Genomic DNA, 13,713 nt, shown 5'->3' with positions numbered 1-13,713 from the left:
ATATGCCGCGTATATGGAACGTATATTGATGGGTCAATCGGTGGCACGCACGTGCTCCCGCGAAGGCGGGAGCCCAGGGTCACGAGCGCTGTCGCCTGCGGCCCTGGGCTCCCGCCTTCGCGGGAGCACGTTGTCCATTCCCAACTGGACCCCCGCCTCCGCCGGGGCACACTCCACGATTACTGGTCGAGGAAGGACCGCATCTTGCGGCTGCGGCTCGGGTGCTTGAGCTTGCGGAGCGCCTTCGCCTCGATCTGGCGGATGCGCTCGCGCGTGACCGAGAATTGCTGGCCGACCTCTTCCAGCGTGTGGTCGGTGTTCATGCCGATGCCGAAGCGCATGCGCAGCACGCGCTCCTCACGCGGAGTGAGGCTGGCGAGGACACGGGTGACCGTTTCCTTGAGGTTCGCCTGGATCGCGGCATCTACCGGGATGATCGCGTTCTTGTCCTCGATGAAGTCGCCGAGGTGCGAATCCTCCTCGTCGCCGATCGGCGTCTCAAGGCTGATCGGCTCCTTGGCGATCTTCATCACCTTGCGGACCTTTTCGAGCGGCATCGACAGCCGCTCCGCCATCTCCTCGGGCGTGGGCTCGCGGCCCTGCTCGTGGAGGAACTGGCGGCTGGTCCGCACCAGCTTGTTGATCGTCTCAATCATGTGGACCGGGATGCGGATCGTGCGCGCCTGGTCGGCGATCGAGCGGGTGATCGCCTGACGGATCCACCACGTCGCATAGGTCGAGAACTTGTAGCCGCGGCGATACTCGAACTTATCGACCGCCTTCATCAGGCCGATATTGCCTTCCTGGATGAGGTCCAGGAACTGAAGGCCGCGGTTGGTGTACTTCTTGGCGATCGAGATCACGAGGCGCAGATTGGCCTCGACCATCTCCTTCTTGGCGATCCGCGCCTCGCGCTCGCCCTTCTGGACCATGTTGACGATGCGGCGGAACTCGCCGAGCGCCATGCCGGTCGACTGCGCGATCTCGGCGATTTCGATGCGGATGCGGTCGACCGCGCCGCCCTCGTTCTCGGCGAACGCCTTCCACTTCTTGTCGAGCCCGCCGACCGAGGCCAGCCACTGCTCGTCGAGCTCGTGGCCCATATAGCGGTCGAGGAAGTCCTTGCGGTTGACCTTGTGCCGCTCGGCCAGGCGCAGCATCTGGCCGCCGAGCGCGGTCAGGCGCCGGTTGAAGCTGTAGAGCTGGTCGACGAGATACTCGATCTTGGCCTGGTGGAACTGGACGCTCTCGACCTCGGCCGTCAGCTCCTCGCGGAGCTTCTGGTACTTCTTCTCCTCGGCCGACGTGAGCTCGCCGCCGGCCGCCATCGCGTCCAGCCGCTTGCCCTGAACCTTGGCAAAGGTCTTGTAGAGCGCGGTGATGCTGGCGAACTTTTCCAGCGCCTGCGGCTTCAGCGTCTCTTCCATCTGGGCGAGCGAGAGGGTGTTGTCCTCCTCGTCATCGTCCGACGGGCGCGGCGTGCGCCGCTCGGTCATCGACTCCTCGTCGTCGTCGGCGGGCGCCTCTTCGGGCTCGTCCTCGTCCTTGAACGACGGGCCGGCATTCTTTTCCGAAATCTCGCCGTCGTCCTCGCCGTCCTCGGACAGCGATTCGGGGGCGGGGTCCTTGGACAGCATCGCGTCGAGATCGAGGATCTCGCGAAGCTGCATCGTGCCTTCGTTGAGCGCGGTCGACCAGTTGATGATCGCGTTGAAGGTGATCGGGCTTTCGCACAGCCCCAGGATCATCGTGTCGCGGCCAGCCTCGATCCGCTTGGCGATGGCAATCTCGCCCTCGCGCGACAGGAGCTCCACCGCCCCCATCTCGCGCAGGTACATGCGGACGGGATCGTCGGTGCGATCAACCGTCTCCTTCTTCTTGGGCGCTTCGAAGGCCGGGGCGCTGTCGTCCTGGCTCTCGGACGTCTCGGCCTCGTCCTGGCTGTCGTCGTCGGGCTCGGCGTCCTCGCCGGCTTCCTCGTTCTCGACGACGTTCACGCCCATGTCGTTGAGCGCTGCCATGATGTCCTCGATCTGCTCGGAGGACATCTGGTCCTGCGGCAGCATCTCGTTCAGCTGGTCGACGGTGATGTAGCCGCGCTTCTTGGCACGCGCGACCAGCTTCTTGATCGAGCCTTCGTTGAGGTCGATCAGCGGCGCGTCGCCAACCTCGATCGTGTCCTCACCGCCGCCACCGTTCGACTTCGCCATCAAATGCCCTCGATTACCCGATGGCGCATTATACAACGAATGCGCCTCTTCATGCCTATCGGTATGGATTTTGCAACTCGCATGAGCGCGCCGCTCCACGATTGTTGGGGCGATATGGGGATTGCGCCACAGGGATCAACCATCACCCGAGCGCGTCGCCGTCCTCCTCTGCGTGCGCCAACCTTTCGAGCCGTGCCTTCAACCGCTGCTGCTCCTGGAGCAACGTCTGTTGACGTGACCAAGCTTCTTCGGACCAGCCGGCCATGATCGCCGACGTCGCGTCGGCTAGGGCTGCATCAACACGTGGGAGCGTGACCATAACGGCAATCGCCTCGTCGAGATCGGCAGCGGCGCGGCTGGGATCAGCACCGGCATGCGTAAACGAGAAGGGAAGGGAGTCTGCCCGGAGCAGGTCGTTCGCCACCTGATCGAACCCCGATCGGGCCAAGATCGTGACTAGGCGGGAATGATCGAGCGCATGGTCCTCGATCGCCAGATCGACCACCGCCTCGAACGCGCGGGCGAGCGCGCCGTCGGCAAGGCGCAGCGAGCCGAGGATCTCCATGTGGCGGGCGATTTCCGCCGGGTGGCGGATCAGTCCGGCGAGCACCGCCTTTGCGAGCACGCGGTCGATACCGCCGGTGCCGACCGCCCGAGCTTCGTCACCCGGCGGCGCTTCTGGCGGTTGCCAGCCGCGCGGGCCGAAGCGGCCGCGGGGCTGGGCCGCGCGCTGTGGCGGCGGCGGGGCGGAGCGGCGGGAGAACTGCTCGAAAAAGCGGTTCTTGAAGTCGGCATGATATTCGGCGCGCACGCCGGTATGCGCGATGGTGTCGGCCTGCTCGGCCAGACGCGCGCGAAGGCCGGCGCGCTCCTCGGGCGTGGTCGCCGGCGCATCGGTGGCGTGGCGCCACAGCCGCTCGACCAGCGGTTCGGCGCCGGTGAGCGCTGCTTCCATCGCGGGGGCTCCAGCCGAGCGGACATAATCGTCGGGGTCCTGCCCACCGGGCAGCGTCACGAACGAGAGGCTGCGACCCGGCGCCAGCATCGGTAGCGCGCGGGTGGCGGCGCGGATCGCGGCCTTCTGGCCCGCGGCGTCGCCGTCGAAGCAGAGGATCGGCACGTCGGCCATTCGCCACAGCCGCTCGAGCTGCTGCTCGGTCAGCGCGGTACCGAGCGGCGCCACCGCCTCGCCGAACCCGGCCTGGGCGAGCGCGATCACGTCCATATAGCCCTCGACCGCGATCACGCGCCCCGCCTTGCGCGACGCGGCGCCCGCGCGGTCGAGATTGTAGAGCGTGCGCCCCTTGTCGAAGAGCGGCGTTTCCGGCGAGTTCAGATATTTGGGCTCGCCCGCGCCGATGATCCGGCCGCCAAACGCGATCACGCGGCCGCGCGCGTCGCGGATCGGGATCATCAGCCGGCCGCGGAACCGGTCATAGGGCTCCTTGCCGTCGACCGCGATCAGGAGGCCGCATTCGAGCAGCATCGCGTCGCCGAACTCGGAGAGCGCCTGGCGCAGCCGCCCGCGGCTGTCCGGCGCGAAGCCGAGGCCGAAGGTTCGCGCCGTCTCCGCCTTGACCCCGCGCCGATCGAGCAAGCCGCGCGCTTCCTCGCCGCCCAGGCCCCAGAGCTGTTCCTCGAACCACTTCGCCGCCGCCGCCATCGTGTCGTGAAGCGACTTGGCCCGCTCCGCCTTCTGCGCGGCGCGCGGATCGGGGGCGGGCAGGTCGAGGCCGGCGGCCTGCGCGAGCTCCTTGACCGCATCCATGAAGGGCAGGCCCTGGTTGTCGGTCAGCCACCGAATCGCATCGCCATGCGCCCCGCACCCGAAGCAGTGATAAAACCCCTTCTCGTCGTTGACGTAGAAGCTTGGCGATTTCTCGTTGTGGAACGGACAGCAGGCACGGTGTTCGCGCCCGGCGCGCTGGAGTTTGACCGTGCGTCCGACGAGCGCGGAGAGCGTGGTGCGGGCGCGGAGCTCGTCGAGGAAGGCGGGGGTTAGGGTCATGGGGCGAGTGGTGCGGTTGCGGCACGCCCTTCGACAAACTCAGGACGAACGGGGAAAGAAGCGTCTACACTTCCCAAGTCCGTTCGTCCTGAGCTTGTTGAAGGACGTGCCCCGAATGATGCCAGTTGCGAAATCAAGGCCCAGTCACCGGCGATCAACGCCGCCTTCTTCGCGCGCGACCATCCCTTGATCCGATGCTCGGCCTCGAGCGCTTCGATGCGGCTGGCGAAATCCTGTGACCAGACGAGTGTCAGCGGCTGGCGGCGCGCAGTAAAGTCGCTGCCCTTTCCGGCAAGATGCTGAGCGATCCGAGCGTCGAGATTGTCGGTGTGCCCCGCGTAGAAGCTGTCGTCGGCGCAGCGCAGAAGATAAGCCCAGAACGCCATTCCTGGCTCATGACAGAGTAGGGCGATCCGGTCGAGAACGGATCGCGTTTGGCACGTCCTTCGACAAGCTCAGGACGAACGGGGGGATCGAGTACGCTCTTCGGCAAGCGAGAGAGCAGCCTCAGACACGTCCTTCGACAAGCTCAGGACGAACGTGGAGGGGGCGTAATCCCAAGCTACAAACGATAGGAGGACGACAATCCACCGTTCGTCCTGAACTTGTCGAAGGACGTGCCGCAAACGCTGCCGGTTCCCTTAACCCAGCGCCGCCTTCACCGCGGCGCTCGCCTTGCTCATGTCGAGCACCGCACCGTGGCGCGCCTTCAGCTCGGCCATGACGCGGCCCATGTCCTTCATGCCGGTCGCGCCGAGGTCGGCCTTGATCGTCTCGATCGCCGCGGCGGTTTCGGCCGCATCCAGCGTCTTGGGCAGGAACCGCTCGATCACCGCGACCTCGCCCGCTTCGGCGGCGGCGAGTTCGGAGCGGTTGCCCTTTTCGTACATCTCGATCGATTCGCGGCGCTGCTTGACCATCTTCTGCAATACCTCGACCACCAAAACGTCGTCGTCGGCGGGGGCCGAGCCGGTCCGCGCCTCAATGTCGCGGTTCTTGATGGCGGACTGGATCAGGCGGATCGTGGCGGTGCCTTCCTTGTCGCCGCCCTTCATGGCGGTGACGAGCGCGGCCTTGATGTCGTCGCGAATCATGCGGGGTCTCTTCGAATGCGGAAACCGCCACCGATAGCGGACGAGGCTCTGGCCGTCACCGGTTGACGGGGGGCGGCATGGGCTCTAGCGGACGCGGCTTAGCGACATCGCCAACCCTGTTCCCGGAGTAGCCGTATCCATGGCCGACGCCAGCCCTAGTCATGCGCCCGAAGGAGCCACGGGGGTGCTGGTCCTGGCATCGGGTGAGGTGATCTGGGGCCGCGGCTTCGGCGCCGAGGGCGCCGCGGTGGGCGAGGTGTGCTTCAACACCGCGATGACCGGGTACCAGGAGGTGATGACCGACCCCTCCTATGCCGGGCAGATCATCACCTTCACCTTTCCGCACATCGGCAACGTCGGCACCAATGCCGAGGATATCGAGGCGGACGACCCTCACGCGCTGGGAATGATCGTCCGCCAGGACGTGACCGAACCCTCCAACTTCCGCGCCGCCGAGCGGCTGGACGCGTGGATGAAGAAGCATGCGCGCATCGGCCTGTCGGGCATCGACACGCGCGCGCTGACCCGCCGCATCCGCGGGGGCGGGGCGCCGAACGGCGTCATCGCGCACTCGCCGTCCGGCCAGTTCGACGTCGAGGCGCTGCTGGCCGAGGCGCGGGCGTGGCCGGGGCTGGAGGGCATGGACCTGGCCAAGACGGTGTCGACCCAGATGCATTATGGCTGGGAAGGCGGGCTGTGGCAGCTCGGCCGCGGCTATGACGACAGCGTGGCGCCCGAGGCACGTGCTTCGACAAGCTCAGCACGAACGGAGGAAGGGGGCGCAATCTCTAACTCCGTTCGTCCTGAGCTTGTCGAAGGACGTGCCCTAAACGACACCCCCGACGCCGCCCGCCCCCACGTCGTCGCGATCGACTACGGTTCGAAGCGCAACATCTTCCGCAACCTCGTCGCCGCGGGTGCGCGGGTGTCGGTGCTGCCGGCGACGGCGAGCTATGACGAGGTGATGGCGCTCCAGCCCGATGGCGTATTCCTGTCGAACGGTCCCGGCGACCCTGCGGCGACCGGCGAATATGCCGTCCCGGTCATCCGCCGCGTGCTGGACGAGAAGCTGCCGGTGTTCGGCATCTGCCTGGGCCACCAGTTGCTCGGGCTCGCGGTGGGGGCCAGGACCACCAAGATGCACCAGGGCCACCGCGGCGCCAACCACCCGGTCAAGCGCCTGTCGGACAACGTCGTCGAGATCACCAGCATGAACCACGGCTTCGCGGTCGTGACCGAGACGCTGCCCGACACCGCGCGCGAGACGCACGTGTCGCTGTTCGACGGCTCCAACGCCGGCTTCGAACTGACGGATCGCCCGGCGTTCAGTGTGCAATATCACCCCGAGGCATCGCCGGGTCCGCAGGACAGCTTTTATCTGTTCGAGCGGTTCGTGGGGATGCTGCGGTGATCCCTCCTGAAAGGCTTGATCGAGAGGTCCTCTCGGCGATTTATACGATCAGCCAGAACCTTGAGGTTTCAGAGGCGCTGACCGGTGCTCTTCTTGAGAAGCATTTTGCTCAGCAAGACATCGGTCCGCTGGCAGTACAGTGGAGCGTGAAGCGACTGGATGATCTCGGCTTCATCAAGACTAGGGTTGTGAGCGAGCCGTTCTACGAGGTTGCGCATCTAACCTTGGAAGGCATCAGATGGCTTGCTGAGCCAGTTACGAATAAGGCACGCGACTAATGCCCAAACGCATCGACATCTCCTCCATCCTCGTCATTGGCGCGGGGCCGATCGTTATCGGGCAGGCGTGCGAGTTCGACTATTCGGGCACGCAGGCGATCAAGGCGTTGAAGGAGGAGGGCTATCGCGTCGTCCTCGTCAACTCCAACCCCGCGACGATCATGACCGATCCGGAGCTCGCCGACGCGACCTATGTCGAGCCGATCACGCCGGCGATCGTCGCCAAGATCATCGAGAAGGAGACGGCAGCGTTTCCGGGTGGTTGGGCGGTCCTGCCGACGATGGGTGGCCAGACCGCGCTCAACACCGCGCTGGCGCTGTTCGCCGACGGGACGTTCGAGAAGTACGGCGTCACCATGATCGGCGCCGATGCAGAGGCGATCGACAAGGCCGAGGACCGGCAGAAATTCCGCGCGGCGATGGACAAGATCGGGCTGGAAAGCGCCCGCTCCGCGATTGCGCACACCGTCGAGGAAGCGCTGGAGGGACTGGAGAAGACCGGCCTCCCCGCGATCATCCGGCCGAGCTTCACGCTGGGCGGCACCGGCGGCGGCATCGCCTATAACCGCGAAGAGTTCGTCGAGATCGTCCGCAAGGGCCTGGACGCGTCGCCCACCACCGAGGTGCTGATCGAGGAATCGCTGCTCGGCTGGAAGGAATATGAGATGGAGGTCGTGCGCGATCGCGCCGACAACGCCATCATCGTCTGCTCGATCGAGAATATCGATCCGATGGGCGTCCATACCGGCGACAGCATCACCGTCGCGCCGGCCCTGACGCTGACGGACAAGGAATATCAGATCATGCGCAACGCGAGCATCGCGGTGCTGCGTGAGATCGGCGTGGAGACCGGCGGGTCGAACGTCCAGTTCGCGGTCAATCCCAAGGACGGCCGCCTGATCGTCATCGAGATGAACCCGCGGGTCAGCCGCTCCTCGGCATTGGCGTCGAAGGCGACGGGCTTCCCGATCGCCAAGGTCGCGGCGAAGCTGGCGGTCGGCTACACGCTGGACGAGATCGAGAACGACATCACCGGCGCGACGCCCGCGTCGTTCGAGCCCACGATCGATTACGTCGTCACCAAGATCCCGCGCTTCGCGTTCGAGAAGTTCAAGGGGTCGGAGCCTTTGCTCTCCACCGCGATGAAGTCGGTGGGCGAGGTGATGGCGATCGGCCGGTCGATCCACGAGAGCCTGCAAAAGGCGCTGCGCGGGCTGGAGACCGGCCTGTCCGGCTTCAACGACGTCGAGCACCTGAAGGGCGCGCCCAAGGCGGAGATCGAGGCGGCGCTTTCGCAGGCCACGCCCGACCGTCTCCTGGTCGCCGCGCAAGCCCTTCGTGAAGGCCTGTCCGTCGAGGAAGTCCATGCGATCGCCAAGTACGATCCCTGGTTCCTCAACCGCATCAAGGAGATCGTCGACGCAGAGGCGGAGGTGATCGCCAGCGGTCTGCCGCGCGACGCGGCCGGGATGCGGCGGCTGAAGGCGATGGGCTTCAGCGACCGGCGGCTCGCCTATCTGGCGGTCGAGAGCGCGGGGCTCCGCCACCGCTTCCCGGCGCGCGGCGGCCTGATCCACGAGGCGGTCAAGGCGATGACCGGCGGCGTCAACGAGAACGAGGTGCGCGAGCTTCGCCACAAGCTGGGCGTGCGCCCGGTGTTCAAGCGGATCGACACCTGCGCCGCCGAGTTCGAGGCTAAGACGCCTTATATGTACTCGACCTACGAAGCGCCGAGCTTCGGCGCGCCCGAGGACGAGAGCCAGCCGACGAACCGGCGCAAGATCGTCATCCTGGGCGGCGGGCCGAACCGGATCGGGCAGGGGATCGAGTTCGACTATTGCTGCTGCCATGCCTGCTTCGCGCTAGCGGACGCGGGCTATGAGACGATCATGGTCAACTGCAACCCGGAGACGGTGAGCACCGACTATGATACGTCGGACCGTCTCTATTTCGAGCCGCTGACCGCCGAGGACGTGCTCGAGATCCTCGAGACCGAGAAGGCCAATGGCGAGCTGGTCGGCGTGATCGTCCAGTTCGGCGGGCAGACGCCGCTCAACCTGGCACGCGCGCTCGAAGGCGCGGGGATCCCGATCCTGGGCACCTCGCCCGACGCGATCGACCTCGCCGAAGACCGCGAGCGGTTCGCCGCGCTGATCGCCAAGCTCGGCCTCAAGCAGCCCGCCAATGGTATCGCGCGCAGCCGGGAGGAGGCGATCGCGGTCGCCGAGCGCATCGGCTATCCGGTGCTGATGCGGCCCAGCTATGTGCTGGGCGGCCGCGCGATGGAGATCGTCGACGGCACCCCGCAGCTGGAGGCCTATATCCAGACCGCGGTGCAGGTGTCGGGCGACGCGCCGGTGCTGATCGACCAGTATCTGCGCGACGCGATCGAGGTCGATGTCGATGCGATCAGCGACGGCACCGATGTGACCGTCGCCGGCGTGCTCCAGCATATCGAGGAGGCGGGCGTCCATTCGGGCGACAGCGCCTGCTCGCTTCCGCCCTACAGCCTGCCGGGCGACGTCATCGCCGAGATCGAGCGCCAGACCGCGGTGCTCGCCAGGGCGCTCTCCGTCGTCGGGCTGATGAACATCCAGTTCGCGGTCAAGGATGGCGAGGTCTACCTCATCGAGGTCAATCCGCGCGCCAGCCGCACGGTGCCGTTCGTCGCCAAGGCGATCGGCGCGCCGATCGCCAAGTACGCCAGCCGCGTGATGGCGGGCGAGAAGCTCGCCAACCTGCCGCCGATCGACCGCAACATCGATCACATCGCGGTCAAGGAAGCGGTGTTCCCGTTCGCGCGCTTCCCCGGCGTCGATCCCGTGCTGTCGCCGGAGATGAAGTCGACAGGTGAGGTGATGGGGATCGACACCGACTTCGCGATCGCCTTCGCCAAGTCGCAGCTGGGCGCCGGCACCGTGCTGCCGGCCGAGGGTCGGCTGTTCGTCAGCGTCAAGGACGGCGACAAGGCGGTGGTGCTGCCGGGCGTGCGCATCCTGGCCGAGCTCGGGTTCACGATCATCGCGACGGGCGGCACCGCCGACTTCCTCAGCGGACAGGGCATCGCGGTGGAGCGCGTCAACAAGGTGGCGCAGGGCCGTCCGCACATCGTCGACCGCATCCTGGACGGCGGCATCGACCTCATCTTCAACACCACCGAAGGGTGGCAGTCGCACAAGGATTCCGCGGAGATCCGCCAGTCCGCGCTCGGGATGAAAGTGCCGTATTTCACGACCGCTTCGGCCAGTGTCGCGGCAGCGCAGGCGATCGCTGCACAGCAGCGCCAGTCCCTTGAAGTGCGATCCCTACAGGCCTATTATTCGCGTTCGCACGATTAATCCCCATAATAATCGGTTGGTGTGCGGGCGTTCCCGGAACAGGGGTCGCGCGAAAAGGGGCTGTTGAAGGAACTGGGTATGGCGACCGTCGAGAAGATGCCGATGCTGCAGGAGGGCTATGATACGCTCACCAGCGAGCTGAAGCGGTTGAAAACGGAACGCCCCCTGATCGTCGATGCGATCGAGGAAGCGCGCGCGCACGGCGACCTGTCCGAAAACGCCGAATACCACGCCGCCAAGGAGCGCCAGGGACAGATCGAGGCGACGATCGCCGACATCGAAGACAAGCTCAGCCGCGCGCAGGTCATCGATCCGCGCGACCTGTCGGGCGACAAGGTCGTGTTCGGCGCGACGGTGACGCTCCTGGACGAGGACGAGAAGCCGGTGAAGTACCAGATCGTCGGCCAGACCGAGGCGGACGCCAAGACCGGCCGCATCAGCTACAACTCGCCGCTCGGCCGCGCGCTGATCGGCCGCCGCGTAGACGACGAGGTCGAGGTGTCGGTGCCCGCGGGCGACCGCTATTATCTCGTCTCCAAGATCGAGTTCGTCTGAGCCGAGCGATGCTGAGCCGCGCGCCCGCCACGGCCGCGATCGCGGTGGTGACGGGCATCGCGGGCGCTGTGCTGCTGCTGTCCGACATGGTCGGCTATGCCGCGGTCTATGCCGGGTTCATCCCGGCGCGGCTGGGCGACGGCCTGCCGCTGCTCGATCAGGCGGACCTGCTGCCCGTGTGGCTGACGCCGTTCAGCGCGACGCTCGTCCACGCAAGCTTCCTGCATCTCGGCTTCAACCTGCTGATGCTCGGCTATACCGGCGCCTCGACCGAGCGCGCGGTGGGCTGGCAGGCAATCGGCATCCTCTATGGCATCGGCGCGGTGGCGGCGGTGCTGGCGCACTGGCTGCTCGATCCGCAATCGGCAGTGCCGATGATCGGTGCGAGCGGCGCGATCTCCGGAATCGTCGGCGCCTATTCGGTGCTGTTCAGCCGTAATCGCACGCGGGCGATCGGGCCGCTGTCGGCGCAGACCGTCCATATCCTGTGGCTGGTCGCGGCCTGGACCGCGATCAACATGGCGATCGGCTTCATCAGCGCGGGCACGTCGATGCCCGTCGCAGGGGCGGCGCATGTCGGCGGGTTCATCGCCGGGGTGGCGCTTGCGCGGCCGCTGGTGCGCTGGCACTGGCGCGGCGCATGATTACCATCGCCTCGGCCGACCTGACGGCCCAGATCAATCCGCTCGGCGCCGAGCTCTCGCACCTCCTCGACGATGGCGGGCGCGAGTTGATGACCGACGCTAACCCTGAGTTCTGGAAGGGTCGCGCGCCGATCCTGTTTCCCAATGTCGGCGCGCTGGTGGACGATCACTGGACGATCGACGGCACGCGCTATCCGATGCCCAAGCATGGTTTCGCGCGGCACAGCCTGTTCGAGGTGGTCGAGCAGTGGCCCGATGCCGTTACCTTCCGCCTGACCGACAGTGCCGAGACGCGAGCGCACTATCCCTTCGCCTTCGCGCTCGACGTGCGGCATTCGATTCGGGGCGCGACGCTGATCACCGAGGTGAGCGTCGAGAATCGCGACGACCGCGACCTGCCCGCGAGCATCGGCTTCCATCCCGCATTCGCTTGGCCGCTCCCTTATGGCCGCGACCGCGCCGAGCACCGCATCCTGTTCGAGGCCGCCGAGCCCTCCAATCTCGCGCGGATCGTCGAGGGTGGGCTGATCGGTCCGGAGGATCGGCCAAGCCCGCTCGACGGGCGCACGCTGTCGCTCGCCGACGAGCTGTTCGCGATCGATGCGCTGGTGTGGAAGCGGATCGTCAGCCAATCCGTGCAATACGGCGCGGTCGATGGCCCGCAGCTCATCATCGACTTTCCCGACACGCCGATGCTGGGCGTCTGGACCAAGCCGGGTGCCGCGTTCGTCTGTGTCGAGCCCTGGCACGGCATCGCCGATCCCCAGGGGTTCGCCGGCGATATCTGGGCGAAGCCCGGTATCCGCCGCGTCTCGCCCGGTGCGCGCTGGACCGTGCGGATGCAGGTGACGCTGTCGCGTTAACGGGCGCGCACTGACGATTGCACGCCGCAGCGGTTGACGCTGCGGTGCAGCATAGCCACTTGGCGGAGCATGTCCGCACCCTCGTCCAGCACCCTGCCGCCCGTCGGCCTCGTCCATCTTGCGCTGGCAGTGGGTGGCTTCGCCATCGGCACGACCGAGTTCGCGACGATGAGCCTGCTGCCGTTCTTCGCGCGCGACCTGGGGATCGACGCGACGACCGCGGGGCATGCGATCAGCGCCTATGCATTGGGGGTCGTCGTCGGCGCGCCGCTGCTGGCGGTACTGGCGGCGAAATTTTCCAAGCGGATGCTGCTGGTCGCGCTGATGCTGCTTTTCGCGCTCGGCAACGGGTTGTCGGGGCTGGCGGGCGATTATCCTCAGATGCTGGTTTTCCGCTTTCTCGCGGGGCTGCCGCACGGCGCCTATTTCGGGATCGCGGCTTTGGTCGCGGCGGGGCTGGTCCCGACCGAGCAGCGGACCAAGGCGGTGGCACGCGTGATGCTGGGGCTGACCGCGGCGACGATCGTCGGCGTGCCGCTCGCCAACTTCCTGGGTCAGGCGGTCGGCTGGCGCTGGGTATTCGCGATCGTCGCGGTCTTGGCGTTGTTGACCGCGGCTTTGGTGTTCGTGCTCGCGCCGCGCGACGAGCCGGAGCCGGGCGCCAGTCCGCTGCGGGAGCTGCGCGCGCTGGGCAAGACGCAGATCTGGCTGACGCTGGCGGCGGGCGCGATCGGGTTCGGCGGCATGTTCGCGGTCTATACCTACCTCGCGGACACAATGCTGGCGGTGACGGGCGTCAGCGAGAGTGCGATCCCGATCGCGCTGGCGGCGTTCGGCATCGGGCTGACCGGCGGTAACCTGATCGTCCCGCGCTTCGCCGACCGCGCCTTGCTGCCCACCGCGGCGGGGCTGCTCGTCTGGTCGATGATGGCGCTGCTGATGTGGCCGCTGGCGACCGGTGCGCTGTGGAGCGTGTGTCTTGCCGCCACGGCGATCGGCATCGGCGGCGCGCTCGGGACCGTGCTCCAGACGCGGCTGATGGACGTCGCGGGCGAGGCGCAGGCGCTGGCGGCGGCGCTCAATCATTCGGCGTTCAACACCGCCAACGCGCTCGGGCCGCTGCTCGGTGGCATGGCGATCGCGGCGGGTTATGGCTGGACCTCGACCGGCTGGGTCGGCGCGTTGCTGGCGCTGGGCGGCCTCGCCTTTATCGGCATGTCGATGCTGCTGGAGCGCGGACAGCGTGCGCCCGAGCCCTGTCCCGCCTGAGCCCCTCGCAACCGGCGGCATTAGGCGCTAGGGGCGGCGCGAC

General features: G+C 66.8%; 11 protein-coding genes. 7 read left to right on the top strand and 4 right to left on the bottom strand.

The genetic code is table 11. The annotated features are described in order from the left end of the window. Positions 1-179 precede the first annotated feature (179 nt). From rpoD to RS883_RS11675, 4 genes are all read right to left on the bottom strand, one after another. Positions 180-2,210: an RNA polymerase sigma factor RpoD gene (gene rpoD / locus RS883_RS11690; RefSeq protein WP_315760368.1), complete on the bottom strand. Its 2,031-nt coding sequence runs from the start codon at positions 2,208-2,210 to the stop codon at positions 180-182. A 142-nt stretch (positions 2,211-2,352) separates the two neighbouring features. After that, positions 2,353-4,218, bottom strand: a complete 1,866-nt coding sequence (dnaG, locus tag RS883_RS11685) for a DNA primase (protein WP_315760367.1) — start codon at positions 4,216-4,218, stop codon at positions 2,353-2,355. Beyond that, positions 4,215-4,604 (bottom strand): GIY-YIG nuclease family protein, encoded by a 390-nt coding sequence (locus tag RS883_RS11680; protein ID WP_315760366.1) that lies wholly within the window; start codon positions 4,602-4,604, stop codon positions 4,215-4,217. Before RS883_RS11680 ends, dnaG begins: the two co-directional genes overlap by 4 nt. 255 nt (positions 4,605-4,859) lie before the next feature. Further along, positions 4,860-5,312 carry a GatB/YqeY domain-containing protein gene (locus RS883_RS11675; RefSeq protein ID WP_315760365.1) on the bottom strand — a complete coding sequence of 151 codons (453 nt, stop codon included), beginning with the start codon at positions 5,310-5,312 and terminating at the stop codon, positions 4,860-4,862. A gap of 139 nt (positions 5,313-5,451) precedes the next feature. Here RS883_RS11675 and carA point away from each other — a divergent pair, with 139 nt between their 5' ends. From carA to RS883_RS11640, 7 genes are all read left to right on the top strand, one after another. Further along, entirely contained in the window at positions 5,452-6,723 is a 1,272-nt protein-coding gene (gene carA, locus RS883_RS11670) for a glutamine-hydrolyzing carbamoyl-phosphate synthase small subunit (RefSeq protein WP_315760364.1), read from the top strand. Beyond that, positions 6,720-7,001 carry a hypothetical protein gene (locus tag RS883_RS11665; RefSeq protein WP_315760363.1) on the top strand — a complete coding sequence of 94 codons (282 nt, stop codon included), beginning with the start codon at positions 6,720-6,722 and terminating at the stop codon, positions 6,999-7,001. The genes carA and RS883_RS11665 overlap by 4 nt, the downstream gene beginning before the upstream one ends. Then, a complete protein-coding gene (gene carB, locus RS883_RS11660; protein ID WP_315760362.1) occupies positions 7,001-10,339 on the top strand; it encodes a carbamoyl-phosphate synthase large subunit in 3,339 nt (1,112 codons plus the stop codon). Before RS883_RS11665 ends, carB begins: the two co-directional genes overlap by 1 nt. A gap of 78 nt (positions 10,340-10,417) precedes the next feature. Next, positions 10,418-10,894 carry a transcription elongation factor GreA gene (greA, locus tag RS883_RS11655; protein WP_315760361.1) on the top strand — a complete coding sequence of 159 codons (477 nt, stop codon included), beginning with the start codon at positions 10,418-10,420 and terminating at the stop codon, positions 10,892-10,894. Positions 10,895-10,902: 8 nt separating this feature from the next. Further along, positions 10,903-11,538, top strand: coding sequence for a rhomboid family intramembrane serine protease (locus RS883_RS11650; RefSeq protein WP_315760360.1), 636 nt, complete (start codon positions 10,903-10,905; stop codon positions 11,536-11,538). Beyond that, positions 11,535-12,401 carry an aldose 1-epimerase family protein gene (locus RS883_RS11645; RefSeq protein WP_315760359.1) on the top strand — a complete coding sequence of 289 codons (867 nt, stop codon included), beginning with the start codon at positions 11,535-11,537 and terminating at the stop codon, positions 12,399-12,401. Before RS883_RS11650 ends, RS883_RS11645 begins: the two co-directional genes overlap by 4 nt. Before the next feature lie 69 nt (positions 12,402-12,470). Continuing rightward, positions 12,471-13,670 carry an MFS transporter gene (locus RS883_RS11640; protein ID WP_315760358.1) on the top strand — a complete coding sequence of 400 codons (1,200 nt, stop codon included), beginning with the start codon at positions 12,471-12,473 and terminating at the stop codon, positions 13,668-13,670. Positions 13,671-13,713: the final 43 nt, after the last annotated feature.

The organism is Sphingomonas sp. Y38-1Y, from assembly GCF_032391395.1.
Classification (GTDB): Bacteria; Pseudomonadota; Alphaproteobacteria; order Sphingomonadales; family Sphingomonadaceae; genus Sphingomonas.
The sequence above is the reverse complement of the archived record's forward strand: the minus strand, read 5'-3'. Positions and strand labels throughout refer to the sequence as shown.